The following is a 23,738-nucleotide window of genomic DNA, read 5'->3' as shown; positions in this document are numbered from 1 at the left end:
AACGATACAGTGATTATGGATTGGAAATCGCTACCCGCCTTTCTTGCCGTCGCGCGCTCAGGCTCTCTTCGGGCAGGCGCAGAACAGATAGAGGGCACCCACGCCACCGTGCGCCGCCAGATTGAAGGTCTGGAGGCCCAACTTGGCACGACGCTATTTCGTAGGAATGCAGCGGGGCTGACGCTGACGCCTGCGGGACGGCGTTTGCTGCCTCAGGCACTCGAAGCCGAGGCGGCCTTGCTTAAGGGTTTCAGTGCCGTAAAGGGCCTAGATCGCGAAGCGTCAGGGCGCATTCGATTGTCCGTTGATCCGATGACGGCGCATTATTTGCTCGCCCCTGCTTTGGCAGAATTTGCGACGCTTTATCCCGAGATTCAGATCGAGTTGAAACTGTCCTATTTCATTGATTCAATTGAAAAAGACGAAACCGACGTGTCCATCCGGCATGTTGTAAAGGTAGACGAAGACGCGGTTGGCCGTAAACTGTTTCCATTGTCCATCGGTGTGTTTGCGTCCCGAGAGTATATTGACCGACAATTGCCCGAAGCCGGACCAAAAGGCAAAGGGCTCACATGGATTGGCTACGGCGATGTGCCAGAGTTGCAGGCAATGATCGACGCCTCGCCATTTCCGCACGCGCGTGTCCGTCACACCGTCCAGGACCCGCAAATGCACCTACATCTTGCGCGTCATGGGGCGGGCATGGCGTTTGTCGCTAACTGGGTCACAACTGTCTTTCCCGAGATGCAAAGGGTGCCCGGCACTGACTTGGACCAACGAAGGTCAACATGGATTCTGCTGCATGGCGACTTGCGCCGTGTGCGCCGCGCGCGATTGCTTGTCGATTATCTCTCTGCCGCACTGCTGGAAAAGCGCGCCGACTTTATCGGGAAGTAACGGCGTTTGCCCCTGAGGAAGTCATTTGTGTCAGATGGCGTACTACTGCTAGGTGCTCTAGCTCTAGCTCGATCTCAAATGCGTCAGTGCTAGAGCTACAAAGTTGCCGTTCGCTATCATGCCGCAATTTGGTTGCTTTGGGCTCTTTTGAGTCATTCGCCACATGCTCAATCAACGTCCGTTTCGGTTTCGGGCTCAGCCAGCGCCCGGTAGACGGTCATTCTGGAAACCCCCAGGTCACGGGCGATTTTGGCTTTGGCGACACCTGCATCAGCCAATTGCCGGATTTCCGCGTTATCAATAGATTTCCGACGCCCTTTATAAACGCCCTTGCCCTTCGCTGCCTCAATTCCCGCGCGCTGCCGGTCACGAATGAACTTTAGTTCCATGTCTGCCACCATGCCAAGCACAGTGATGACCATGCGTCCCATGTCACCGGCGGTGGTGACTTCCGGTTCAAGCACGCGGAGTGATGCGCCTTTGGCATCCAGCTCATGCACCAGGTTCAACACATCACGAGTGGAACGACCAAGGCGGTCTAGTCGATGCACAACCAACTCATCACCACCGCGCAAAAATTCCATCACGGTCGCCAGTTCAGAACGGTCATCTCTGGAAGCGCCAGACACCGTTTCGGAGCGGATGACCTCGCAACCCGCCGCCTTCAACTTGGCTTTCTGAATATCGAGATCTTGGCTTGAAGTGCTGACGCGGGCATATCCGATCCGGGGCATGTGCAACCTGTCACATTAGGGTGGCTGTGTCCGTGATACTGTCACAATTCCAGCTGCGCCACCCTTTTGTGACATTTCATGCTGTCACATCTGTATGTCTCCTGAAGGTGTACCCTTTTGTGACGCAGTGATTACGCTGCCATTGTGCCGAAATCAATCCGCCGCTCCAGATCAACATCGAACCGGCCATACGGATTGATATGAGCATAGATCAGCGGGGAAAGCCCGCTATAGTCCCGATCAGTCAGCCGGGTTGCCCATATCGGTTCTGCCAGCACCGATTGCATCATGCGCGTGTTCACATAGACGAGTGAGGCTTGAAGCAGGTGCAGTGCATGAGCTGAGACTTCCTGATCAGCAATCCGATTGCTGGAAATCTCACCGCCTTTACCGAAGAATACAAAGCCATTGGCGCTGTTCCAGTTCTCGACCACATTCAACCCTTCATGAATCTCGCGTCGGAAATCTTCGGATCGAAGATAGCGGCACAGAAAGATGGTCTTGATCGCCCGCCCCAACTCAGCGAGCGCTTTATAGGTCGGGTGCATCACATCGGCGCGTGCAAAACGACGCAGAATGGCTTCCGGGTCAGCCGTGCCGTGCCGTGCTGCATGGCGGCGGCATACTTGACCATTTCATCGTACTGTCTTTCGATCTCTGACCAGTCAACAGTACCAGACAGGATCGGTAGCAAGTTGGGTAATTGCCCTCGCATCCCAGAACTCGCTAAAGCTATCTGAACGCGTTTGAGACAGGCTCAGAAATGCGCGCGGGGATCGGAAAGTGGATGACGTACTACAACTCAGAACGTCCACACTCGACGCACGGCTTGTTGACCCCAAACGAGGCCTATGCCAGCAAACACCAACCAATGAGAATAGCAGCCTAAATCAACCCATGATCCACCTTAAATTGGCTGCAAACTGGTCTAAAATCTAGGACCACCTCTACGTTCCGCAGCAGATAGGGCCAGATTTTATGTTGCGGGTGCTTCTTGCTGGTGTTTGGTTCCTGATAGATCGGAACCAACCGCATGAGGCGCATCAGACGTCGTGCGCGATGGCGGCCACATTGGTGGTTATTTCGCTTCATGAACCGAGCCATCTGACGCGACCCGTACCAAGGCGTTTCCAAGAACTGCTTGTCGATAATTTCCATGAACCGCAGGTTCTCGGTGCTCTCGCCGACAGGGCAATAGTAAAGCCGTGACCGCGACAACTGTAACAATGCGCACTGTTTACGCATACTTAACTTATGATCCCGGCTCACCATTTTTTGCCTCGCGTCCCGAGCAACTGTTGCGAGGCATCCGCTAAAAAATCCCGTTCCACCACCAACTGGCCAATCTTGGAATGCAACTTGTCGACGTCAGCAGCACTGACCGGTTCGGGCGCTGAGCCTTTGCGGGTAAAGGCAGTCGACATGTTCTCTATCGCTGCACGCTTCCAGGTGCCGATCTGAGTGGGATGGACGCCATATTTCTTGGACAGTTCCGCCAGCGTCATCTCCTCGCGGATCGCTTCAAGTGCAACCTTGGCCTTGAACTCAGGCGAGTGGTTCTTTCGTTTCTTCATTTTGGATCACTTCTTTCATCATGCGATCCACCTTAACGACTGGTCTGAATTTCCGCGACCACCTCTGGATGTATGTCTGGTGGAAGTGGTAGCAATAACCCAACACCTACAAACACAAGTCCATCAAGGGAGTTTCTATCGTCAGAGGGCTTTGCGACAGCTGCCAGCACGGTTGCCGACGCTCCTGCCGGAACTCGTTATGAAACCCAGCTTGCAACAATCGAAGGCGATGATGTTGGCTTTGCCCCCGCTACACTGCAAAAGCTCACACAGAATGATGACGTATACGTTTTCAGCTACCCAGATGGTGGGGTTGTAACTATAGCTCAAAATGTTCGTTTGACCAAAGTCAGCCCCTTTGACCATCAAGGTGTGAGCACGACGCGAACCGATGGTTCCGGTAGTCCTTTAACCGTAAATATGGGTAGGCAATCAGATATAAACATAACAGAGGCTCAGCTACTTTCCTTTTTTGAAGGTGGCGGTTCTGGTGTTGTTGACAAAGTTGGAGTGATTGGCGCATCGACCGACCCCTCGCAGTTTGACCAGGTGACTGGATCCGTAACCTATGAAGGCGATGTCTTTGTCGCATATCGGGGCAGTCCGACTAGTGGAGTGTATGGTACAGCAGGTGGAGACGTCAGCATTGAGGCGAATTTTCAAGACAATACACTCACCGGGGTTGCAGATCTTGATCAGAGGTCTGTTTCCCTAGCACCGTCCAGTTCAGACTTCCTCGAGGGTGCTCAGCTGAGCATCGAAGGTGCGATGAATTCGCGCAACGGTTTTGAAGGCACAGTCTCTCTTCAGTCTTCATCGACGAGTTCGTCAATGACTGATTTCAACGCAGATATGAAAGGCGCATTTTTTGGAAGTGAAGCGGCGGCTGTTGGAGGAACTTTGGTTGGATCAGTTAACACTTCGGACGCAGGAGTCATGCCCATTGTAGGCGGCTTTGTGGCGCAGGAATAGTTGGGTCACACGTCAATGGAAAGAGCCTGTTGCAAAAGATCAGGTTAAGAAGGATTGAAACAGAATTGGTGATAGTGTTTCAATCCTTTCGAGGTCGACCATGACCCCGGACCTCCCTCAGTATAGCGGCTAACCGCATGTGCAACGCCTCTCATTTTTGAATCATGATAACGCAATACAACTAGGATCGTCATCCCATGACACCAAGATTACAAACCGTTTCAAAATATTTTGTAGCTTTATTGATCACGATTTTAACACTTGGCGCTATGAATCCAGCAATTGCTGATGTCGTAATCATCGAGATTGAAGCATACATTCCCGAGGGAAATATTAACCCTGGGCAAAAAATACTGCACCGAATAGACGTGGATTTTGACTCTCAGGAAGTACGAAGTCAATATCTTGTGGGTAAAACCCAGGTACTTCCAAAATGGTCGACTGGCGAGAGCTCCAACGCCCCTCATCCATATGATGACCTCCTCGACACGCGAGGACCTACACTTGAATTTTCAGGAGTTTCTAATGATTTCCGCGTCGTTTTTGAAAAGTTTGCATGCTGTGGAGTTCAATTTACGGCGCGGGGGAGTACGCAAACGGTAGCTCATGTCCCACTCGATCCTTTTGGATTTCAAAGATCGTCAATCGACTACGAAATACAATTCCAAGTGGCAGTCAACGGTGATGTGTCCATTTCTGGAAAGCACGATTCCTTCCCATCGTATAGCGTGCGGGCCGATGGACGCTCAGTTTATCAATATGATGCACCATGGGTTGGAAACAATATAATCGAAATATATCAACGACTCAGCCGCGGGATGGATGTGTTTCCTGTGGAAGGCAATCTAGACCTTCTTAAGTCACGCCGATATATGTTGGCTGAGCAATTAGCCTCATCACAAGCTTTGAAAGCAGGAAACTCGCTTCAAGGTGGCGGAAGTTCTTGTACTGGCGAGATTAGAGTTCCAGACCCGATTGAACAGCTATCCTCACAAAGTTTTTTTTATGCGGGAGCGGAATGCGTTGACTGTCTAAAAACCGTAGTAGAAGAAATCATAACTACATTCGAAGCCTTAGAAGAAGTTAAGTGTCTCTACGACGAAGGCGTAAAGCAAAAAGATTGGCTATATGTTCAGTCTAATACGCGGCGATGGGAAGAAAGCCAATCGGAACGCGCTCGAATGATCGAAAGCGAGTTTGAAAATCAGATTGCACAACCTGCTAGAGCTGCGCAAGCTAACCGCCTTTCTGAACTCCAACTTTCATTGGAGCGATTAGAAAAATGCTTAGCGGGAGAAACAAGTATCGAGTGGATGGAAAATTTTGGAAACGCCCTTCTTGGACAGGCAGATATAAGCTACACAATTCAATGAAAACCAAAAATGCTTAGTTTATCAGCAGGGTATTTGACGACCCCGTAAAAATTCTGTTATCAGGCATTTGAAATAATGTCAACAATATTGACATTATTTGGAAAAATGCAATAAAGACATATGGTTAAAAGTGAACCACCCTCAGTTATTGGCGAATTTACGTTTATGGCAGCGTATCAGCGGGCGCATGAAGCCATAGAAGATGATCGCGACGTTGCACGTGATGAGTGCCCGTCCGATGAACCCGCCCTGTTGAGCCAGCGCGGATGCTGTTACGCTGCTTGAGCAGCGTAACGCCAAGGTAGGAGCTCGTCGAGGCGTGTGATCTTGTGATCAGCGATCTTGGCAAGAACCCATGTGAGCCATGCTTGGGAATCGACGTTGTTGAGTTTGGCGGTTTCGATCAGGGTGAATGCGATAGTCATGGCTTTGCCTCCGCCTTCTGAACCTGCGAACATCCAGTTCTTCCGGCCGATGGCGACCGGTTTGACGGCGCTCTCGGCTGTGTTGTTAGTGAGCGTCCGACGAACCCGACCTAACGGCGTCTTGGAGAGTGATTTAAGTGTAAGCGGTGTTTTGACCCGACCTTCCGTTTGAGTTTTTGATCTGCGATTCCGGCCCTTGTATTTTTGCGAGGGAGTTTCTCTATGGAGATATCCGATGAGTTTCTCACGGATGACGTGTCTGATCGACGTAGGTGTCCACGTTGGCCGCGCGATGTGAAGGCGCGGATCGTCGCCGAGACCTTGGTTGAGGGCGCGTGCACGGTGGCAGCGTCTCAAAAAACGCCAGCAGCTTCGCGCGTTTGATCGCCTTGTTGAAGATAACGCGGCCGTTCTCCGAAATGCCGTGTACTTGAAAAACATCCTTGGCCAAATCCAGGCCTACGGTCTTTACTGTCATTGGGTGGCTCCTTTCCTAGCAGGCCCCATCGGAAGGTTTCTTCGTAGAACCACGCTAAGGGGGAACGAAAACTGAACATGGCTTATGGTGTAGCGTTTCTGATCACCTTGTAAGCTGTTGATCTGCCTATGCCGAGGTGTTTTGCGGCCTGGGCGACGGATTGTCCTGCGCTGACGAGATCCTGGAGGGCTGAGATTGTCTCGGGTTGCAATGGTGGGCGCCCAGGGTTGCGACCATGCTTTCGGGCGTTGATCAGGCCATCTTTGGTGCGCTCTGAGATCAGGCGGCGCTCGAAATGCGCGATGGCCCCGAACACGTGGAATACGAGTTCGCCAGCGGCAGATGTCGTGTCGATCCGCTCTTCAAGGCTGATCAGGTTGATCTCTCTGGCCTTCAGGTCATCGACGGTTTCCAGCAGCTCCTTGAGCGAGCGTCCCAAACGATCAAGGCGGATAACGGCGAGGGTGTCGTTGGGGCGCGCCTGATCAAGCAGTTCTGTTAGCCCAGGTCGGTTGAACGTCTTGCCGGAGATCACGTCCTCGAACACGCGAATAGCGCCGTGTTGTAGCAACCGGTCTTTTTGGCCGGACAGGTCTTGGTCGGCGGTGGAGACTCTTGCGTATCCGAGGATGTCGCCAGTGCGTGTCATGGTGTCGCCAAAACGGCCGTTTTGTGGCCTGACTTCACGTCATCGATGTGATCCTGAATTGGCGTGGAAAATATGTCTTTTTATTGGTCTCCATAATATTCGAGGTCTTCAAACGTGCAACTACGTTTTGAGGACACCTTATGGCCCGCCGACTACTTTCTTCCCGCGCGCATGCAGACCTCTTCGAGGTGCCGACAGATCCTGATGCTTTGATCCGCCATTATCTGCTGAGCGGGGACGACATTGACCTGATCCGCACTCGACGTCGCGCCGAAAACCTCCTTGGTGTCGCGGTGCATATTTGTCTGCTGCGCTACCCGGGCTTCGGGTGGAGCGACGGCATCATGCCGCCAGCGGAACTGATCACTTGGCTTGCTGAACAACTTCAGGTGGAGGCTTGTACTCTCGACGAATATGCCATCAGGCGGAATACGCGGCACGAACATCATGCCGTCGCGATGCGCCACTTGGGGCTTGCCCCTTTCGGACCTGAACATGTCCAGCAAGCGGAGGATGTCGCCACGAGGGCGGCCTTCGCGACGGATCACGGCGTGAAGATTGTTGAGACGCTGGTCGGGGAGCTGCGCAAGCAGCATCTGGTGTTGCCGAGCGTGGATACGCTCGAGCGCCTTGCGCTGAAAGGGCGGGCCCGCGCCCGGCGCGAGGCTGCCGCCGCGCTGTTTGATGCTCTCTCACCGGAGCAACGTGTCCAGTTGCAGGCGCTTTTGGTCAATGATCCATCGGTTGGGCAAACGCGTCTCACGTGGTTGCGGGGCTATCCGTATTCGACCAGTCCGGCCAGCATGACCGCGCTTCTGGATCGCTTGAACTATCTGCGATCGCTGAATTTACCGCCAAACCTTGGGCACGGCCTCCACCCCGACCGGCTGCTCAAGTTCGCGCGCGAGGGCGCTGTGGCCCCTGTGAGCTTGCTGAACGATTTTGGCGAACGACGGCGGATTGCAACGCTCGCGGCGCAGATGGCGGATTTATCCATCACGATCACCGACGCGACCATCGCCATGTTCGAGCGACTGACAGGCCAGCTCTTCTCACGTTCCCGCAATCGCCAAGAGGAGGTCTGGCGCATGGGAAAAACCCGGGTTGGCAAGCTGATGCAGCTCTTTGGCGCGTCCATTGATGCCATGGCCCGCGCACAAGATCTGGGGCAAGATCCCTTTGCTGCGTTGGATGCTGATGTCGGATGGGAAACTCTCTTGGGCAAGCGTGACGAAATCGCTGGTTTCGGAGAGCTGGCAACGAGTGACCCGCTCGCTCTGGCGGCTGAGCGCTACGCCTATATGCGCAAGTTTGCCCCTGCATTCCTTGAGGCTTTCGAGTTCAAGGCCACCGATGCGGGGGATGACCTCAAGGACGCAATCGCCTTGCTGCGCGAACAGAACCGCACAGGTAAACGCAAGTTGCCCGATGATCCGCCCATGCCCTTCGCGGCCAAACATTGGTCGTCGCTGATCGTCCAGGATGGTCAGCCACAACGGCGTGTGTACGAGACCGCCGTTGTGTCCACCTTGCGCGAGCGCCTGCGCGCCGGGGATATCTGGGTCGACGGAAGCCGTGAGTATCGCCGGTTCGACAGCTACCTGAAGCCCCGGGACAAGGCTGAAACCATTATGCGGAATGCGGGCTTCGAGACAGATCCGGAAGCATGGTTGTCTGATCGGCGAGTGACGATTGAGAAACGTTTTGACCAAGTAGAGCGCGTCCTGAAGCGCAAGGCGCTCTCTGGTGTCCGAATTGAGCGCGGGCGATTGAAGATTACGCCGCATGACGCGGTCACACCGCCCGCCGCCGTGCGACTGGAACGGGCGATTGATGCCGTGATGCCCCGCATCCGCATCACGGAGTTGCTCTGGGAGGTAAACGCGCAGACCGGGTTCCTTGATGCCTTCACTGACCTGCGGTCTGGCAAGCAGCACGATGAACCTGCCGCCGTTCTGGCCACGATCCTGGCCGGGGCCACCAATCTCGGCCTGGAGCGGATGGCCCATGCCTCATCGCGTGTCAGCCACGCGCAGCTGACTTGGGCGCAGACATGGTATCTTCGGCCGGAGACATTCGCGGATGCCTTGGGGCGTATCGTCGACGCCCATCATGGTTTGCCCTTCGCGCAGCACTGGGGTGCGGCGGAGCACAGCTCATCGGACGGCCAGTTCTTTGCTGCCAATCGCGGCAGCGGGCTCATCAACGCGAAATACGGGCCTGATCCCGGCCTGAAACTCTATTCCTTCCTGTCGGGCCAGTACGGATCCTTCCATTCCAGCGTCATCGGGGCAACGGCAGGCGAAGCCCCTTTCGTGCTTGATGGCCTCCTGACCAACCCGGCCAGCTTCGACCCACTTGTACATTACACAGATACCGGCGGCGTGTCGGACCACGTCTTCGCCCTGTTCCATCTCTTGGGGATGACCTTTGCCCCGCGCCTGCGCGACTTTCCTGACCGGCGGCTGGCATGCTTCGGGAGCGCGAAGGCGTGGCCCACTCTGTCCTCCCTCATTGGGAGGCCAATCAACGAAGAGGTGATCCGGCAGCATTGGGGCGATATCATGCGGCTCGCGGCCAGCATCCGCGACAAGTCTCTCAAACCGTCTGAAATCCTGCGCAAGCTTGGGGCGTACCGCCAGCAAAACCGGCTATATCTCGCCCTGGGTGAAATCGGCCGGATCGAGCGCACACTCTTCATGCTCGACTGGATCGAGAGCGCCGACCTACGCATGGAATGCCACGCTGGCCTGAACAAAGGAGAAGCGCGCCACTCATTGGCCAGGGCCGTCTTTGCCCACGCCCAAGGGCGCATTCATGACCGCTCTGACGCGGCCCAACAAAAACGGGCCATGGCGCTCAACCTCGTCATCGCCGCCATCACATTTTGGAACACGATTTACATGGGCAAGGCCGCCAACCACCTCGCGCAGAACAGCCCCCTCTATGACGCCAAGCTGCTTGCGCATACCTCGCCGCTCGGATGGGAGCACGTCATCCTATCAGGCGACTTCGATTGGCATTCCGGGGCCGCCGACCGCAAAATTGCGCGGCCACTGAACATCAGGCCAGCCAGAGACTGGGGAACCTGATTGTGTTCGCTGGAAGTTCTTCCTTAGCGTGGTTCTACGAACAAACCTTCCGATGGGGCCTATATGTTCCAGAACCGCACCGAGGCGCTTGTTGTCCGTGATGGCCGCGTGCGTCACACGCTGATCCATGTCGAAGATTTTGTAGGGCAGGGAGCGGCCTTTTGAGCGCACTTCGAACCGGCCATCCACAAAGGCGTATGTGTCCACGTATTTGCCAACCAACCCGCGTGTCACATCGCTCTCTTCGAGCATGATCCGCTTGCGTTCATAAGAGAATGTCAGCTGCTTGCCGACATAGCGGTTCTCCCGCCAACACAGGACATCGGCCAGCCGATCCGGCTCGACATTGAGCGCACGGTGCAGGTTGTCCGGTTTGGCCGGTGCTTTGGCGAACTTGGCGTTGTGACGCTCTTTGAAGTCTTGCAAATAGGCGTTTCCGGCCTCCATGTCAGAGATATCTGCAAGGCGTAGTTCCTTCACTAGCCGATCTTGCAAGGTCCGGTTGGCACGCTCAACGCGCCCCTTGGCCTGGCTCGAATTGGCGCAGAGAATCTCGACGTTTAGCTCGCTCAGCGCACGCCCAAACTGAGTGATCCGCGCGCCACCCTTGGCGTCGTCCTTGGCCACGCGGAACACGGTGTGTTTGTCCGAATAGAACGCGACCGGGCGGCCATGTTTGACGAGATAGCTTTCTAGGGCTTCGAAATAGCTGAACGTGCTCTCCGACTTCACGAACCGCAGTTCCATCAAGGTGCTGGTCGCATCATCGATGAAGACGAGCAGGGTGCACGGACCAGCACGATCCTCAAACCATCGATGGTCTGACCCGTCGATCTGGATCAACTCGCCAAAGCATTCCCGGCGTAGACGCGGCTGGTGGAACTGTCGGCGCTGCTTGCGGGAGAGCCAAAGGCCATCTTCAACCATCCATTTGCGCAGTGTCTCACGTGAGATTGTGAACCCGTGATGCGCGGCCAACATCTCAGCCGCCAGTGTCGGGCCAAAATCTGGATACTGTTCTTTGATGAGGATCAGAGCAAAGTCGCGCTTGGCTTTGTGAAACTTGTTGTTCGGCGCTTGTCCGCGCGATTTGTGTCGGATCGCCGAAGCGCCATCCTGACGATACCGCTTCAATAGCCGAAAAATCTGCCGTCGTGTCAGGCATAGCATCTTCGCCGCATTGTCAACCGTCAGTCGGCCATCATCGAGCTGCGCCAAAACCTCCACGCGCTTCAACTCGCGCTCGCTCATCATCACCCATCCCATGTCCGCTCATCCTCACATCGTTTTGCGAGGAGAGTGACACTTCTGCTTTGCTCAGGGGTGACATTATCGCTTTGCGCGTACAAATTTGAGCGCGTAATGCGTTTTATGTTAAGTATGTTGTCGTACCAATATCTATCTGCACACGGTTTGATCAGCAAGATCTGCTACCAAGTAGAACCATGGGGCAAATCCATCCGATCCTCCTTTAGGTTAGGATGTTGATCGAAGGTTCCAACGCATAACTGCGAACAATTCCGGCATCGAGCCTCTTTGATGAACAGCTAGACGGCGCCCAAACTACGCAGAGGGATACTTATGTTAATAAACTGTGTTCTTGACTGGATTCTTTTGCTAAAGATCTTCAAGCATATCGGCCTCTCCAGCGATCATGTCCCGCAAGGCATCGTTTAGAGCATCCTTTTGCGCCTCTGACAGCTTGTTTAAGAAGTGTTCCTGATTAGCCTCAACCATGGGCCAGCACGCATCAAGCTTTTTGCTACCAAGCGCAGTCACTGAAATCTGGCGCGACCGGCCGTCGTCTTCGACAAGGCTGCGCTCAATCAGGCCATCCTTGATCATTGCCTTGAGCAACCGGGAAATTGCAGGCCGGGTGATTCCGATATGATCGGCAAGTTCTGAGGGCGCATTGTGCCCTTCAATGCCCACTCCGGACAAAATGCACCACTTCAAACGAGTTAGATCGTGCTCTGCAAGGCCAGCCTCTAGCCGCCCCTGCATCAACCTGGATAGGCGTGTCAGCTTGAATCCAAGCCGGTCATGCAGATGATAATCCTTTGGCATTGTTCCATAGTCTTTCTTTTTGTCTGCCAATTTTCTTGCCTATGCAGCTCGCGTTTCAGCGCCAACAGTAGTGACAAAAATGACAACTATTACTGAAAGAAATCGAACCGACAGGAGAGAACAATGAAATTTACGGTTTTGGGAGCCCTTGTGGGGGCGGCACTTTCGGGTCAGGTCAGCGCAGGAGAGCTCTCGCTGGCCTACTTTATGGGACCCAAGCATCCGATGAATGGCGGCTATTTCCAACCGATGGGTGAGATGCTGCAAGCAGAAAGCGGCGGCGCATTGACCGTGCGCCAGTTCCCCGGTGGCGCACTCAACCAGAGCCCGCCCAAACAATATGCCCTGCTGCTCGATGGTGTTGCGGACATGGCGTTCATGCTGCCGAGCTTTACCAACAAGCTGTTTCCCAAGACCGCCGTGATCGGCCTGCCCGGTATCTGCGCAGACGCGGTGGCCTGCACTTCGGCCATCACCCGAGCCCGCGACGAACTGGAGAGTGAATACAATGCCAAGATCATCGGCATGTGGGCAAATTCCCCGCCCGTTCTGATCACGCGGGATGCGCCAGTGCGCAGAGTTGCTGACCTCAAGGGCATGACGATCCGCGTTGCGGACCCCACCAACATTCCATTCATCGAGGCTCTGGGCGCCTCGCCCGTTGCGATGCCCGTGAGCGAGATCAATCAGGCGCTCGCCAATGGCGTGGTCGACGGCGTGATGATTGACCCCGCAGGAATCGGATCGTTCAAAATGAACGAGGCCGGCAAGTACATCACCACCGACATCCCCGGCGGCGCCGCGTCCTTTGTCGTGGCCATGTCGCAAGCCAGCTACAACGCGCTGAGCGATGACGAAAAGGCTGCGGTTGACCGGGTTGCCGCCTCTGATCTGTCCGAAGGCGCCGGGGCGGTTTACGCCAGAATCTCGCAAAAGGGCATGGAACTGGCGGAGAAGAGCGGGCTGGAGATCATCGACATCGGTGACGCAGAGCGCGCCAAGATGCAGGACCTCGTGGACAGCGTCATGCCCGCCGTTCTGGCCGCCCCTGCCGGAGACAAGACCGCCGGAGACATCCTGTCTCTGATGCAAGGCTCCTGACGATGGGCCGCGACGACGTTGGCAGACCACCCTCGCAACGAGGATTGGACCGGTGGCCCGTCTGTTTTTCGGGGCGGGCGCATTGGGGGTAATTTTTCTGGTCATCCTGACGGCCGTCGGCGTCTTCTGGCGCTACGTGCTGCGCGATCCGATCTTTGGATTGCAGGACCTGTCCTCCATGACAGCCACTGTCGTCGCGGCTTGCGCCGTGGCCTATGCAGCAACGCAAAACAGCCACGTCACCGTGAACATGATGCCGAAGCATTTCGGCCGACCAGTGCGCCGCCTCACCGATGTAATCGCGCGTGGCTCGGGCGCGGTGATCCTTGCTCTCGCCAGCGCCGCGCTGATCAAAAAGGGCGGCTGCGGTTTGGCCTGTGGCAACATCACCAGCAACCTCAATATCGTGCACACGCCGTTTTACTACGTGCTCGCCGCCGCACTTGGCTTTTACGCAGTCTACCTTCTGGTGCAACTGATCGCGGGCCTGTCCAGCTGGCAGGGCGAGGACCCCAACGAGGCGATCGAATAATGGACCTCGCGACACTCGCTACACTGGGCTTCGCGGTCCTGCTGTTCCTTTTGTACATCCGCACGCCTGTCGGGATTGCGATGCTGATCGTAGGCACGCTAGGCATCTGGATGATCCGCCCGCCCGCTGCGCTGCCTACACTGGCGCGCGAGATTTTCAGCGAAGCGTCCAACTATCCGCTGACCATCATTCCGCTCTTCGTGCTGATGGGAAATCTGGCCGGGGTCGCGGGTCTCAGCCGGGACCTCTATACGGGGGCCCATAACTGGCTTGGACACTTTCGCGGAGGTCTTGCCTCTGCAGCGGTCGTGGGCTGCGCTGGATTTTCTGCGCTGTCGGGCTCGTCTCTTGCGTCAGCCATGACCATGGGCCGCGTGTCGCTGCCCGAGATGAAACGTTTTGGCTATCACGACGGGCTGGCCACCGGAGCCATCGCGGCGGGCGGTACGTTGGGCATCCTGATCCCGCCCTCTGCGGGCTTTGTGGCCTACGCCATCCTGACCGAGGAGAGCATCGGGCGCCTGTTCATGGCTGGTGTCATTCCCGGCCTGATGCTGACGCTGTTCTTCATCATCGCCATCTGGATCGTGGTAAAACTTGATCCATCCAAGGCCCCCGCCATGTCCTCCGAGGTCACAAGCGCCGAGAAATGGAATTCCCTTGGGCGCGCCAGCGTCATGATCGGTATCATCGTCCTGACAGTCGGCGGTATCTACAGTGGCGTCTTCTCCGCGGTCGAGGCCGCCGGAATTGGAGCCGCGCTTACGCTCGTGGTCACCATGCTGCGCGGAAAACTGAGCTGGGAGAACACAAGAACCGTCTTCGACTCGACATTGCGTGCCACGGGCTCGGTCTACCTGATCCTGTTCGGGGCCTTTGTGTTCAAGACCTTCATTGGCTTTACCTCGGTGACTTTTGTGCTGTCCTCATGGGTCGAGGCACAGGGGTTCACCGGAACGCAGGTCATGATCGCCTTTCTGATCATGTTCATCATTCTGGGCATGTTTTTGGACGGGTTCGCCATGCTTGTGCTGTCGATCCCGGTGGTTCAGCCGATCCTTGAGCCTCTGGGCGTTGACCTGATCCTGTTTGGCGTGCTGGCCGTGATAGCACTGGAGATGGGTCTGATCTCACCTCCCGTCGGTGTGAACGTTTTCATCGTCAAAAGCATCGCGCGCGACGTGCCGATGGCGACAATTTTCCGGGGCATCTGGCCGTTCTGGTTCGCCATGCTGGCCGCGATCATCGTCATTCTGCTTGTCCCGGACGTCGCGTTGCTTCTTCCCAACACCATGTTCAACTGAGGCTCTCGCTATGACCATGCGCTTTTTCTCCGATAAAGACCGCCCGGTTCATCTAGGCCCTTACCCCAACGAGCGGCTGGCGCGTCTGGGAGGTGCTGCAGATCTGTCGGACGTGCCGCCCATGCAGCAGCTGGTGTTTGACCGCCCCGAGGATCCGCGCTCGATCATCAACGCAATGCGTGAGCATCAAGCGATGCTGGATGCGATCCGCGATGGGCTGATCAACAAGGCGGTCGCCGAGACACCCAACGACCCGCGGGACCGCGCCGATCATCTCAAAGCCTTCGGGTATTTCGCGGATGCCGCCGTGGTCGGCGTGTGCAAACTTCCAGCCGAGGCGCTGTTGGCCGCGCCCTTTGCCAACCCGGACGTGGACCGTCTGGCGCATGATCTGAAAACTCGTCAGACCAAGACGCTGGCCTCTGGCATCGACATGATCATGGCCGATCTCAAGGAGTCGATGGAGGCACCGGCTTCCAGCATCGACGGCCACACCCACGCGCTGGTGTTTCTCTACGAGAACCCCCGCATGCCCGACCCGGGCGAAGTCGGTGGCGCGTGGATTCAAAACGCCCAAGACCACCGCGCCGGACTTCTGGCGGCTGAAACTGCCGTGGTTCTGGCCAACTACTTGCGGTTGCTTGGCTACGACTCTCGCGGCCACACGGTCTCAAGCTCGGATGTTGATCTTGGCAAGCTTGCTGTAGCGGCCGGGTTGGCAACGGTCGAGAACGGCGCGCTGAGCCATCCCTATATTGGCACGCGCTTTTCGCTGGGGGCCGTGACCACCACGTTCGACATTGCCCCCGATCTGCCACTTGCGCCCATGGTGGAACAGCCCAGATCAGCCTTTGGCGCGGGCTGGCGGGTCGGCACCGCCTCGGCCAAGAACGCGATGAACGCCCTGCCCTATGCCAAGCGGCGGTTCGTCGACGGGGCGCACCCTTTTGAAAACCTAAAACGCGTGGACATACCCACAACCTACATTGACGAGCCGCGCGTCGCGCGTGTGCCCAAACGCGCAGACATGTTCGCGCGTGCGCAGTTTGGCGACATGGGCAAGAAGGTGCAGGACGGGGCCAAGGGCGGGCACTACGTGAGGCAGGCCGCACCCTCAATGGCGCAGCGCCGCGCGCTTGGCGCGTTCGTATTGCTGCAGGACGGAGCGCCCGCGCCGCAAAAGGTGCAGCTTGACCCGCAGGAGGCCGCGAACCTCGTCAAAGCCACGAGCTATTGGCTGGGTATCGATGCCGTGGGCATTTCGCGCTGCCCTGAGTGGACATGGTACAGCCATGATGCCCGTGGCGAGGTGATTGATCCGCCCCATGATCAGGCGATCAACATGATCATTGATCAGGGCTACGAGACGATGGAGGGCTCCTAGGGCGATGACTGGATCGCCGTGGCACAAAGTATGCGCGCCTATCTGCGGTTTTCCCTTCTGGGCGGTGTGATTGCCAAGCAAATCCGCAACCTCGGCTACAAGGCCAAGGCGCACACGGTCATGGACGGCGAGGTTCTGCAGCCGCCGCTGCTGTTGCTATCGGGTCTGGGCGAAGTCAGCCGCATCGGCGAGGTGATCCTCAACCCCTATCTTGGCCCGCGCCTGAAATCCGGCACAGTCACGACAGACCTGCCCATGGCCCATGACAAGCCGATTGATTTTGGCCTGCAGAAATTCTGCGAGGCTTGCAACAAATGCGCGCGCGAGTGTCCGTCCGGTGCGATCACCGCCGGACCGAAGCTGATGTTCAACGGCTACGAGATCTGGAAATCCGACAGCCAGAAATGCGCGACCTACCGCATCACCACACCGGGCGGCGCGATGTGCGGACGATGCATGAAAACCTGCCCGTGGAACCTCGAAGGCATTTTCAAGGAAAAGCCTTTCCGGTGGGCTGCGATGAATATCCCGCAACTGGCCCCGGCGCTGGCAAAGCTGGATGACGCGATGGAAAACGGCACGCTGAACCCGGTCAAGAAATGGTGGTGGGATCTGGAGATCGAGGAGGATGGCGGCTACCGCCGGACCAAACAACCGCTGAACACGCGGGCGCTGCAAAAAGATCTCGATCTGAAATACGAAGATCAGACATTGGCCGTCTACCCGGCGCCATTGGCCCCGCATCCCTACCCATACCCGTTTGCGATGGACCGTGAGGCCGGGATCGAGGCATATCAGGCCATGATTACCGCCGAGGAATACAAGGCCCGGTTGGCGCGCGGGGACGAAAGTGGCGTGCATATCTACACCGCCGAGGGCGAAAGCCCGGTCATTCAGGTCCAGATCACCTGCGCAGAACAGACCGCCGAAGGTGTGATGAAATATGAGTTCACGCCGATTGACGGCGGCCAGTTGCCAGCGTGGACGGCAGGCGCTCATCTGGACATTGTCGTGGCCCCCGAATTTCTGCGCCAGTACTCCATGTCCGGCGACCCGGCGGACCGCTCAAAATACCAGATTGCCGTGCTGCGCGAAGACGAGGGTCGCGGCGGCTCGCAGCTGTTGCACCGCATCTTCAACGAGGGGCGGCGGATTTTCATCTCCCATCCGATCAATCATTTCCCGCTGGACCCGGATGCGACAAAATCCATCCTCATGGGGGGCGGGATCGGCATTACGCCGATGATTGCCATGGCCCATGAGTTGCACGCGCAAGGGCGTGAGTTTGAGCTGCACTATTCGGGCCGGTCGCGCCAAACAATGGGACTGTTGCGCGACATCGAGAGCTTTCCTTGGGCGAACCGGATCCACTTGCACATCACCGAGGACGGCAGCCGCGCGGATATGGACCGGTTACTGGCAGGCTACCGCGACGGCTGGCACGTTTATACCTGTGGCGCTGATCGCTACATGACCGCCGTGCTCGACGCGGCGGAGCGCGCAGGCTACCCGGAGGAGGCGCGTCATCTGGAATACTTCTCGGTGCCCGAACAGCCTGATTACGAGAACCATGACTTCACCCTGAAGCTGGCCAAGTCGGGGAAGTCCTTTGCCATTCCGGCCGACAGGACAGCAACGGATGTCCTGTTGGAAAATGGGATCTCAATAGATGTGAAATGTGCGGATGGGATTTGCGGGGTCTGCAAATGCGGGCTGGTGTCCGGCGAGGTGGAGCATCGCGATTTCGTGTTGTCAAAGGCGCAGCGCGAAGGTGCAGTGATCCTTTGCCAGTCGCGCGCGGCCCAAAAAGACGGTGTCTTGGAAGTTGATCTTTAGCGATCTGCACGGGGACACCGTTGCAGGCGGTGCCATTGGCACCATGTCCACGCGGGCCACCAGATTACTGCAATGTCCGTTTCGTCGCGCGGTAGGCGCGAGGGGTCAGGCCAAAGGCATCTTTGAATGCTTTTGAAAAGTGCTGAAAATTCGTGATCCCCCATTTGCAAGCGATCTGCGAGATGGAGTGGGACACAAGCCGGGGATCAACCAGATCGGCGGCAATCGCCTCCATTCTCGATTGGCGGATCAGGGCGGCAATCGTATTGCCGTCGCGCTGGAAAACACGGGCCAAATTGCGTTGTGACATCCCGACCGTTTGGGCCACAAAATCCGGCGTCAGCATTTCGTTCTGCAGATTGTCCCTGATCGCAGCCTTGGCCCGCGCCAACAACAATTGATCCGGGCGGCTCAGCTCCACCTGGGCATCGATCAATGTGGAAAAGCCCGCGGCGACCAGATCAATGATCATGTCTTGCATGTGCTGTTGGACCAAAGCGCTTTGCCCGACAACGCTGGCAGCACACTGACGCAGCTGATCAGACACCAAACGTCCAATCTCAGTACTGGCGCTGACCCCCTGCCCAGTCAGCATTTCAGCCTGCGGGACACGGGCCAAAAGCGCGTTGGTGGGGATTTGCAGCACCAATTGGTCCACATCTGCGCGGCAGTGCAGTTCATAGGGTTCCGACGTGGCATAAAGCGCAAAATCGCCCTCATGCAGGACCGTGCTGCGTCCCGCCTGAGACAGACGGCACATATCCGACAATTGCACGCTGAGCATGAAAAACGCGTCCGAGTTGCGCGCAATGTGTTCCCTGCCCCGGGTAATACGCTGCGGGCTGCCCGTAACGCGCGAGATGTCCAGCTTGGACAGGCGGTCCAATTCGATGTGCCCGCAAAAACGCGCAGCGTCCGGGGTTTCGCAATGGATCGGCAAATAGGCATCGCAAATCACGTCGCGCCAGAATTCGAATCGATGTTCAGCGTTCAGATGATCCGTCGCATAAACCGTTCCCATATCTGCACCTCTTTGGCCCAACTTTGCGCATAATGCATGTCGCAGTGAAATAATTTCCATAGTTAACTAGTTTTGTCCCGAAAGCGCAAGTTTTTCGTCCCGAAATCGCAAGCATCCCGAGCCGTTCACTTTCACAGTGGTGCAATAACTTTGACCTAATCCGCGGGAGGATTTGATATGGCCGGACCGGGCCCCTTGGGTAAAATCGTAAAAGTAGGTGTTGTTCAGGCCGCGCCTGTGCTGCTAGATTTGGACGCCGGCGTCGAAAAGGCCATTGGGCTGATCGACGAGGCCGGCAAGCAAGGTGTGCAATTGCTGAACTTCCCTGAAACCTGGCTGCCGGGGTATCCTTGGTGGATCTGGTTCAACCCCCCTGCCATCAACATGCAGTTCGCAGCACCTTATTTCCAGAATGCGATTGTTGCAGGGTCCGAACAGGACATGAAGCTGCGCGCGGCCTGTCGGCGCAACAACATCCACGTGGTGATCGGTGTGTCCGAGCGTGAGGGCGGCAGCCTTTACATGGCGCAGTGGCATTACGGCCCCGAGGGTCAGGTCATTTCGCGCCGCCGCAAGCTGAAGCCAACCCATGTGGAACGCTCTGTCTTTGGTGAAGGGGATGGATCAGACATGTTCGTCAACAAAACAGAGCTGGGCAACATCGGCGCGTTGTGCTGCTGGGAAAACCTGCAGCCCCTGTCCAAATACGCGATGTTTAGCCAGGACGAGGAAATCCACTGCGCGGCATGGCCTGCATTCAGCCTCTATGCCAAGCTGTCGAAGGCATTCAGCCCCGAGGTGTCGATCAACGTCAACCAGATCTACGGTGTCGAGGGTCAGTGCTTCGTGCTTGCTGCCTGCTCTGTCATCGACCAGCCCATCTATGATCTGTTGGTCAAGAACGAGATGCACGAAAAGTTCGTTGAAGTCGGCGGAGGGTATTCGCGCATCTTCGGGCCCAACGGCGCAGAGTTCGGAGAGAACCTGGCCCACGACGCAGAAGGCCTTGTGGTTGCCGACATTGATCTTGGCTTGATCTCACACTCCAAGACGGCGGCCGACCCCGCGGGTCATTATGCCCGGGCTGACGCGTTGGCGCTGATGCACAACAAGAACCCGCGCCGACCCGTTATCGGGTTTGGAGAGGCCACGAGCGGCACAGGCGATGTCGCCGCCAAAGGCTACTCCCCCGCCGAAGAACTGGTGGACTAGGTTAACCTCCCCTCCTGCGCGCCCCTCCTCTGGCGCGCTTTTTTCTTCAGTCAAAGGAGACATCTCAATGGACATGTATGGCAAAGGCAGCCGCGCGCTGCAGGACCGCTACAAGGCCCGTGGTGTGGCCGATCTCATCCAGAAGGCCACCTGCGTCAGCAGCTTTGATGATGACCAGTTCGGCTACCGCGACTTTATCGAAAGTGCGACATATTTTTTCCTCGCAACTTCATCTGGCGAAAACACCGATTGTTCGTTCAAGGGTGGGCCCAAGGGGTTCATCCGCATCACCGGGCCGAACACGCTGGTGTTCCCCGACTATGACGGCAACCGGATGTACAAATCACTGGGCAATATTACCGACAATCCCAACGTCGGCCTGCTGTTCCTGCGGTTCGACAACGAAGAGGGCAATCGCTATCTGCGCGTGCGGATCAATGGTAAGGCGACCGTGCATGACGATCATCCGCTAAAGTCCGAACTTGCCGGTGCCAAGCGGATTGTCGAAGTTGAGACCAGCTATATCTACCTCAATTGCCCTCGCTACATCCCGGAAATGACGTTGGTAGAAGAGTCTGCGCATATCCCGCAAGAGGGTGAGGAACAGCCGGTCCCAGGATGGAAAATGAAACCAGGCATCAAGGAAGCCTTGGAGGGGTCCGAATGAGCCAGATTGCCTTCGGCACAACCCCACATCCTGAAGACTGGCTTTCCCATACGGCCCGACCAGAATTGAATGGAAAGCGCCTCGGCGTTCTGGCCCACACCTGGTTCAAACCCGAGAAAGCCGACCAGCTTGAGCCGATCTTTGGCACCATTACAGACATAGCGGTTGAGGAACCCACCTGTTTGGTTCTGGACGCCAACCAGTCCCTGCAGGATCCATTGCACAACATGATGTACGAGGAATGGCAAGACTATGACGAGTTTTTTGAAACGCAACTGAAACGTCCCTATCGCATGGCCTTTCTTCGTTGGTTGATGCCGGTCATGTCCGCGCCCATCGCGGCGGAATTTTACGAGGTCTTGCATCGGGACGGCGACTTTGGGTCTGGCAGTGCGACCGTTGTGTTGTCGGGAAAAATCCCCAATGCTGCGGCAGACGAGGCGTCTCGCCTTGGAGCGACCTATGTTAAGGCTCTACTCACAGATGTAAGCTGTGCCGGGGCTAGCGTAATACGCTCGCTGAACGATCCCACTCATTTTGTTGTGGTCGAACGGTGGCGGGACCGTGCTGAAATCGGCTGCAATCTCGAAGATCATCCTGCCCGCAAGGACTATGTTTCGGGGATGGCAGCAATGACTCAGTCCGGTCGTTTGAACGCCGAGACCTTTCGTGTGCATCACAATCCGGGAAGATTCGAAATAACGAACTGAATCTTGGTCCAGTCAAGCAAGTAAAAGGGGCGTAACGCGTCCCTTTTTTGTTCTTGGGTAGACCACCATAGAATATCATCACGGCGATACTTGTCCGTGCCGGCGTCTTATCTCTAAAGCGGCCATAGCCCGTGTGACTCTTCACGGACTAAGGGGTAGGTAAGCCCTTCAACATCCGGACAAGCGTCCCGTCCTTGTCGATTATGTGGTGTTTTATCGCAGCTGCAACGTGCACACCAAGGGTTAGGACAAACGCATATGCGATGTACTTGTGGGCCATGCGCGCAGCACCCGAAACGGTATCGACTTTGTCAATCGCGGGGATTGTAAACAGACCAAACACATCCGTCGGGAAGCCTGAGAACAAGGCCATGATGAGGCCCGACAAAGGCATCAAGAGAATGCTTGCAAGCAAAATGACGTGGCTGGCCCTTGAGGCGGCTTCCTGCCACGAGGGGAGTGACGCGACGGGTAACGCAAATCCCTGTTTGATGCGATACCCTACACGCCACAGACCAAAGCCGAGCAAGAGCACGCCCATAGCTTTGTGATTTGCAATCATCGGCAGCTTTTCAGGCATTGGAGCGCCGCCGTAGGCCAGATAAAAACCAAAGCCCAACATGGCAATGAACAATGGTGCCGCGATCCAGTGATTTAGGCGAGATGTCAGATTATATGTTGTCATCGATTTTCCCTTTCAGAACTGATGTTGCGGCGCCGGTGGGAGGTGCCGGCACCGCAGATCACACGCGCCTTATTCTGGGGCGTGCTGGTGCCACATATCCGTGACGATTTCCCAACCCTCATCGTCAGGTTGCAGAACAAAGAGGTAGGTGCCGGTCGCGTCCATACCGGCGCTTTCCACGACCGCATCCACCGATCCGATCATGACCGCCAAGGTCGCGTCATCGGCAACAAACAGGTGGTCAATCGTATGCGTCACCTTGCCCGCGTTCGCAGTCACAAACTCAAACAGTTGGCGCGGACCGCTCAAGCCTTGGCTCACGGGTTTGCCTTGCTCAATCCATAACGTGTCTTCAGCATATAGGTTGATCAGCGCTTCGGCGTCTGACGCGGCAGCGGCAGCGTTAAAACTATCGTTGATCGCCGTCAGGCTGGCTTTAGCAGTGTCTCCAAAAGCGACTGTTGCAGACAAAAGCAGGGCGGCAATAGAGAGAGAGAGTTTCATGACTAGAGTCCTTTGGTTCGGGGAACGTTGAGATAAGAGGATGTTACGAAGGCTGTTCTTCAGGGCGCAGGAAGATGACTTCGCGGATCACTTGCCAGCGGTCGTCTTCAAAGATCAGATCGATGCTGAGTGTCAGGTCCATGTTGACACCGCTTAGATCGTTTTTACGCGACAGCAGAACGTGCGCATTATCACCGTTCACGTCGATGCTGTGATACTTGGCCCAAGTGTTCATTGGTGGATCGCCCGCATCTCTCTTTGATGCGAATAAGCCTTTGAACGCTTCTTTGTTTGCAGTGTTCAGATTATGATCGGCATCGATCATAATGACATGCAAACTGTCATGATAGATGCGGTCGAGCGTATCGACGTCATATGTCGTGGCGGTTTGTATCAGATCGTCAATGGCCTGTTGGACCGTTTGGGCCTTTGGGTCGTCATTTGTCATTTTCGAATTCTCCTCGATGGTAGCTTTTGCTTCGTCAGCGATTGCCGGAATGGCTGTCATTGCTATGGCTGAG

Annotated in this window: 21 protein-coding genes and 5 pseudogenes; 12 read left to right on the top strand and 14 right to left on the bottom strand. The window is 56.3% G+C overall.

All coding sequences use genetic code 11. The annotated features are described in order from the left end of the window. Positions 1-15: 15 nt before the first annotated feature. Positions 16-897, top strand: a complete 882-nt coding sequence (locus AABB31_RS01565) for a LysR family transcriptional regulator (protein WP_342074921.1) — start codon at positions 16-18, stop codon at positions 895-897. 167 nt (positions 898-1,064) lie between these two features. Here the strand turns inward: AABB31_RS01565 and AABB31_RS01560 are convergent, their stop codons facing one another. Both AABB31_RS01560 and AABB31_RS01555 read right to left on the bottom strand, forming a co-directional pair. After that, on the bottom strand, positions 1,065-1,631 hold the full coding sequence (locus tag AABB31_RS01560; RefSeq protein ID WP_342074922.1) for a recombinase family protein: 567 nt from the start codon (positions 1,629-1,631) through the stop codon (positions 1,065-1,067). Between the two features lie 131 nt (positions 1,632-1,762). Continuing rightward, positions 1,763-2,331 (bottom strand): annotated as a pseudogene (locus tag AABB31_RS01555) (Tn3 family transposase); the annotation flags it as partial. Between the two features lie 33 nt (positions 2,332-2,364). On the opposite strand from AABB31_RS01555, the pseudogene AABB31_RS01550 reads away from it, so the two are divergent. After that, positions 2,365-2,484 (top strand): annotated as a pseudogene (locus AABB31_RS01550) (integrase core domain-containing protein); the annotation flags it as partial. 32 nt (positions 2,485-2,516) lie between these two features. Here the strand turns inward: AABB31_RS01550 and AABB31_RS01545 are convergent. After that, positions 2,517-2,789, bottom strand: coding sequence for an IS3 family transposase (locus AABB31_RS01545; protein WP_373634736.1), 273 nt, complete (start codon positions 2,787-2,789; stop codon positions 2,517-2,519). Between the two features lie 107 nt (positions 2,790-2,896). Beyond that, positions 2,897-3,205 (bottom strand): transposase, encoded by a 309-nt coding sequence (locus AABB31_RS01540; RefSeq protein WP_342074923.1) that lies wholly within the window; start codon positions 3,203-3,205, stop codon positions 2,897-2,899. Positions 3,206-3,277: 72 nt separating this feature from the next. Here AABB31_RS01540 and AABB31_RS01535 point away from each other — a divergent pair, with 72 nt between their 5' ends. After that, positions 3,278-4,177 (top strand): transferrin-binding protein-like solute binding protein, encoded by a 900-nt coding sequence (locus AABB31_RS01535; RefSeq protein ID WP_342074924.1) that lies wholly within the window; start codon positions 3,278-3,280, stop codon positions 4,175-4,177. Between the two features lie 197 nt (positions 4,178-4,374). After that, on the top strand, positions 4,375-5,550 hold the full coding sequence (locus tag AABB31_RS01530; protein ID WP_342074925.1) for a hypothetical protein: 1,176 nt from the start codon (positions 4,375-4,377) through the stop codon (positions 5,548-5,550). A 272-nt stretch (positions 5,551-5,822) separates the two neighbouring features. On the opposite strand, the gene AABB31_RS01525 is transcribed toward AABB31_RS01530, so the two are convergent. From AABB31_RS01525 to AABB31_RS01510, 4 genes and pseudogenes are all read right to left on the bottom strand, one after another. Then, a complete protein-coding gene (locus tag AABB31_RS01525; RefSeq protein ID WP_373634771.1) occupies positions 5,823-5,975 on the bottom strand; it encodes a transposase domain-containing protein in 153 nt (50 codons plus the stop codon). Between the two features lie 15 nt (positions 5,976-5,990). Continuing rightward, a pseudogene (locus AABB31_RS01520) lies at positions 5,991-6,332 on the bottom strand (transposase); the annotation flags it as partial. Further along, positions 6,313-6,453 (bottom strand): annotated as a pseudogene (locus AABB31_RS01515) (IS110 family transposase); the annotation flags it as partial. The pseudogenes AABB31_RS01515 and AABB31_RS01520, both read right to left, overlap by 20 nt. Positions 6,454-6,535: 82 nt before the next feature. After that, positions 6,536-7,102 (bottom strand): recombinase family protein, encoded by a 567-nt coding sequence (locus AABB31_RS01510; RefSeq protein ID WP_342074900.1) that lies wholly within the window; start codon positions 7,100-7,102, stop codon positions 6,536-6,538. Positions 7,103-7,242: 140 nt separating this feature from the next. On the opposite strand from AABB31_RS01510, the gene AABB31_RS01505 reads away from it, so the two are divergent. Then, complete coding sequence (locus AABB31_RS01505; RefSeq protein WP_342074899.1) at positions 7,243-10,194, top strand: Tn3 family transposase; 2,952 nt, start codon at positions 7,243-7,245, stop codon at positions 10,192-10,194. Here the strand turns inward: AABB31_RS01505 and AABB31_RS01500 are convergent. After that, on the bottom strand, positions 10,105-11,460 hold the full coding sequence (locus AABB31_RS01500) for an ISNCY family transposase (protein WP_373634735.1): 1,356 nt from the start codon (positions 11,458-11,460) through the stop codon (positions 10,105-10,107). The two genes, AABB31_RS01505 and AABB31_RS01500, sit on opposite strands and share 90 nt — an antisense overlap. Positions 11,461-11,811: 351 nt before the next feature. Then, positions 11,812-12,261 (bottom strand): MarR family winged helix-turn-helix transcriptional regulator, encoded by a 450-nt coding sequence (locus AABB31_RS01495; RefSeq protein WP_342074926.1) that lies wholly within the window; start codon positions 12,259-12,261, stop codon positions 11,812-11,814. Between the two features lie 123 nt (positions 12,262-12,384). Between AABB31_RS01495 and AABB31_RS01490 the strand changes: the two genes are divergently transcribed. The 4 genes and pseudogenes from AABB31_RS01490 (at position 12,385) to AABB31_RS01475 (ending at position 18,418) form a co-directional block, all read left to right on the top strand. Then, the gene (locus AABB31_RS01490; protein ID WP_373634734.1) at positions 12,385-13,362 is read left to right on the top strand and encodes a TRAP transporter substrate-binding protein; all 978 of its coding nucleotides are present in this window, start codon (positions 12,385-12,387) and stop codon (positions 13,360-13,362) included. 52 nt (positions 13,363-13,414) lie between these two features. Further along, positions 13,415-13,894 carry a TRAP transporter small permease subunit gene (locus AABB31_RS01485; RefSeq protein WP_342074927.1) on the top strand — a complete coding sequence of 160 codons (480 nt, stop codon included), beginning with the start codon at positions 13,415-13,417 and terminating at the stop codon, positions 13,892-13,894. After that, positions 13,894-15,198, top strand: coding sequence for a TRAP transporter large permease (locus AABB31_RS01480; RefSeq protein WP_342074928.1), 1,305 nt, complete (start codon positions 13,894-13,896; stop codon positions 15,196-15,198). The genes AABB31_RS01485 and AABB31_RS01480 overlap by 1 nt, the downstream gene beginning before the upstream one ends. Positions 15,199-15,208: 10 nt before the next feature. Beyond that, a pseudogene (locus AABB31_RS01475) lies at positions 15,209-18,418 on the top strand (reductive dehalogenase). Positions 18,419-18,482: 64 nt separating this feature from the next. On the opposite strand, the gene AABB31_RS01470 reads toward AABB31_RS01475, so the two are convergent. Beyond that, positions 18,483-19,439, bottom strand: coding sequence for a helix-turn-helix domain-containing protein (locus AABB31_RS01470; RefSeq protein WP_342074929.1), 957 nt, complete (start codon positions 19,437-19,439; stop codon positions 18,483-18,485). Positions 19,440-19,634: 195 nt separating this feature from the next. Here AABB31_RS01470 and AABB31_RS01465 point away from each other — a divergent pair, with 195 nt between their 5' ends. The 3 genes from AABB31_RS01465 (at position 19,635) to AABB31_RS01455 (ending at position 22,028) form a co-directional block, all read left to right on the top strand. Beyond that, positions 19,635-20,651: a carbon-nitrogen hydrolase family protein gene (locus AABB31_RS01465; protein WP_373634733.1), complete on the top strand. Its 1,017-nt coding sequence runs from the start codon at positions 19,635-19,637 to the stop codon at positions 20,649-20,651. Positions 20,652-20,718: 67 nt separating this feature from the next. Next, positions 20,719-21,318: a pyridoxamine 5'-phosphate oxidase family protein gene (locus AABB31_RS01460; protein WP_342074932.1), complete on the top strand. Its 600-nt coding sequence runs from the start codon at positions 20,719-20,721 to the stop codon at positions 21,316-21,318. Beyond that, positions 21,315-22,028: an antibiotic biosynthesis monooxygenase gene (locus AABB31_RS01455; protein WP_342074933.1), complete on the top strand. Its 714-nt coding sequence runs from the start codon at positions 21,315-21,317 to the stop codon at positions 22,026-22,028. The genes AABB31_RS01460 and AABB31_RS01455 overlap by 4 nt, the downstream gene beginning before the upstream one ends. A gap of 148 nt (positions 22,029-22,176) precedes the next feature. On the opposite strand, the gene AABB31_RS01450 is transcribed toward AABB31_RS01455, so the two are convergent. The 3 genes from AABB31_RS01450 to AABB31_RS01440 form a co-directional block, all read right to left on the bottom strand. Then, on the bottom strand, positions 22,177-22,713 hold the full coding sequence (locus tag AABB31_RS01450; protein WP_342074934.1) for a cytochrome b: 537 nt from the start codon (positions 22,711-22,713) through the stop codon (positions 22,177-22,179). Positions 22,714-22,782: 69 nt separating this feature from the next. Continuing rightward, positions 22,783-23,217, bottom strand: a complete 435-nt coding sequence (locus tag AABB31_RS01445; protein WP_342074935.1) for a nuclear transport factor 2 family protein — start codon at positions 23,215-23,217, stop codon at positions 22,783-22,785. 43 nt (positions 23,218-23,260) lie between these two features. Continuing rightward, positions 23,261-23,725, bottom strand: a complete 465-nt coding sequence (locus AABB31_RS01440) for a nuclear transport factor 2 family protein (RefSeq protein ID WP_342074936.1) — start codon at positions 23,723-23,725, stop codon at positions 23,261-23,263. Between the last annotated feature and the right edge of the window lie 13 nt (positions 23,726-23,738).

Source organism: Yoonia sp. SS1-5 (assembly GCF_038443705.2).
GTDB classification, from domain to species: domain Bacteria; phylum Pseudomonadota; class Alphaproteobacteria; order Rhodobacterales; family Rhodobacteraceae; genus Yoonia; species Yoonia rhodophyticola.
This window is presented reverse-complemented; position numbering and strand designations above follow the sequence as displayed.

Bases quoted from the DNA above. Each gene is read 5' to 3' on its own strand.
- AABB31_RS01445 (WP_342074935.1), bottom strand. From the start codon at position 23,217: ATGAAACTCTCTCTCTCTATTGCCGCCCTGCTTTTGTCTGCAACAGTC.
- AABB31_RS01565 (WP_342074921.1), top strand. From the start codon at position 16: ATGGATTGGAAATCGCTACCCGCCTTTCTTGCCGTCGCGCGCTCAGGC.
- AABB31_RS01530 (WP_342074925.1), top strand. From the start codon at position 4,375: ATGACACCAAGATTACAAACCGTTTCAAAATATTTTGTAGCTTTATTG.
- AABB31_RS01540 (WP_342074923.1), bottom strand. From the start codon at position 3,205: ATGAAGAAACGAAAGAACCACTCGCCTGAGTTCAAGGCCAAGGTTGCA.
- AABB31_RS01525 (WP_373634771.1), bottom strand. From the start codon at position 5,975: ATGACTATCGCATTCACCCTGATCGAAACCGCCAAACTCAACAACGTC.
- AABB31_RS01510 (WP_342074900.1), bottom strand. From the start codon at position 7,102: ATGACACGCACTGGCGACATCCTCGGATACGCAAGAGTCTCCACCGCC.
- AABB31_RS01460 (WP_342074932.1), top strand. From the start codon at position 20,719: ATGGACATGTATGGCAAAGGCAGCCGCGCGCTGCAGGACCGCTACAAG.
- AABB31_RS01455 (WP_342074933.1), top strand. From the start codon at position 21,315: ATGAGCCAGATTGCCTTCGGCACAACCCCACATCCTGAAGACTGGCTT.
- AABB31_RS01480 (WP_342074928.1), top strand. From the start codon at position 13,894: ATGGACCTCGCGACACTCGCTACACTGGGCTTCGCGGTCCTGCTGTTC.
- AABB31_RS01470 (WP_342074929.1), bottom strand. From the start codon at position 19,439: ATGGGAACGGTTTATGCGACGGATCATCTGAACGCTGAACATCGATTC.
- AABB31_RS01440 (WP_342074936.1), bottom strand. From the start codon at position 23,725: ATGACAGCCATTCCGGCAATCGCTGACGAAGCAAAAGCTACCATCGAG.
- AABB31_RS01560 (WP_342074922.1), bottom strand. From the start codon at position 1,631: ATGCCCCGGATCGGATATGCCCGCGTCAGCACTTCAAGCCAAGATCTC.
- AABB31_RS01535 (WP_342074924.1), top strand. From the start codon at position 3,278: ATGTCTGGTGGAAGTGGTAGCAATAACCCAACACCTACAAACACAAGT.
- AABB31_RS01495 (WP_342074926.1), bottom strand. From the start codon at position 12,261: ATGCCAAAGGATTATCATCTGCATGACCGGCTTGGATTCAAGCTGACA.
- AABB31_RS01450 (WP_342074934.1), bottom strand. From the start codon at position 22,713: ATGACAACATATAATCTGACATCTCGCCTAAATCACTGGATCGCGGCA.
- AABB31_RS01505 (WP_342074899.1), top strand. From the start codon at position 7,243: ATGGCCCGCCGACTACTTTCTTCCCGCGCGCATGCAGACCTCTTCGAG.
- AABB31_RS01545 (WP_373634736.1), bottom strand. From the start codon at position 2,789: ATGGAAATTATCGACAAGCAGTTCTTGGAAACGCCTTGGTACGGGTCG.
- AABB31_RS01490 (WP_373634734.1), top strand. From the start codon at position 12,385: ATGAAATTTACGGTTTTGGGAGCCCTTGTGGGGGCGGCACTTTCGGGT.
- AABB31_RS01500 (WP_373634735.1), bottom strand. From the start codon at position 11,460: ATGGGATGGGTGATGATGAGCGAGCGCGAGTTGAAGCGCGTGGAGGTT.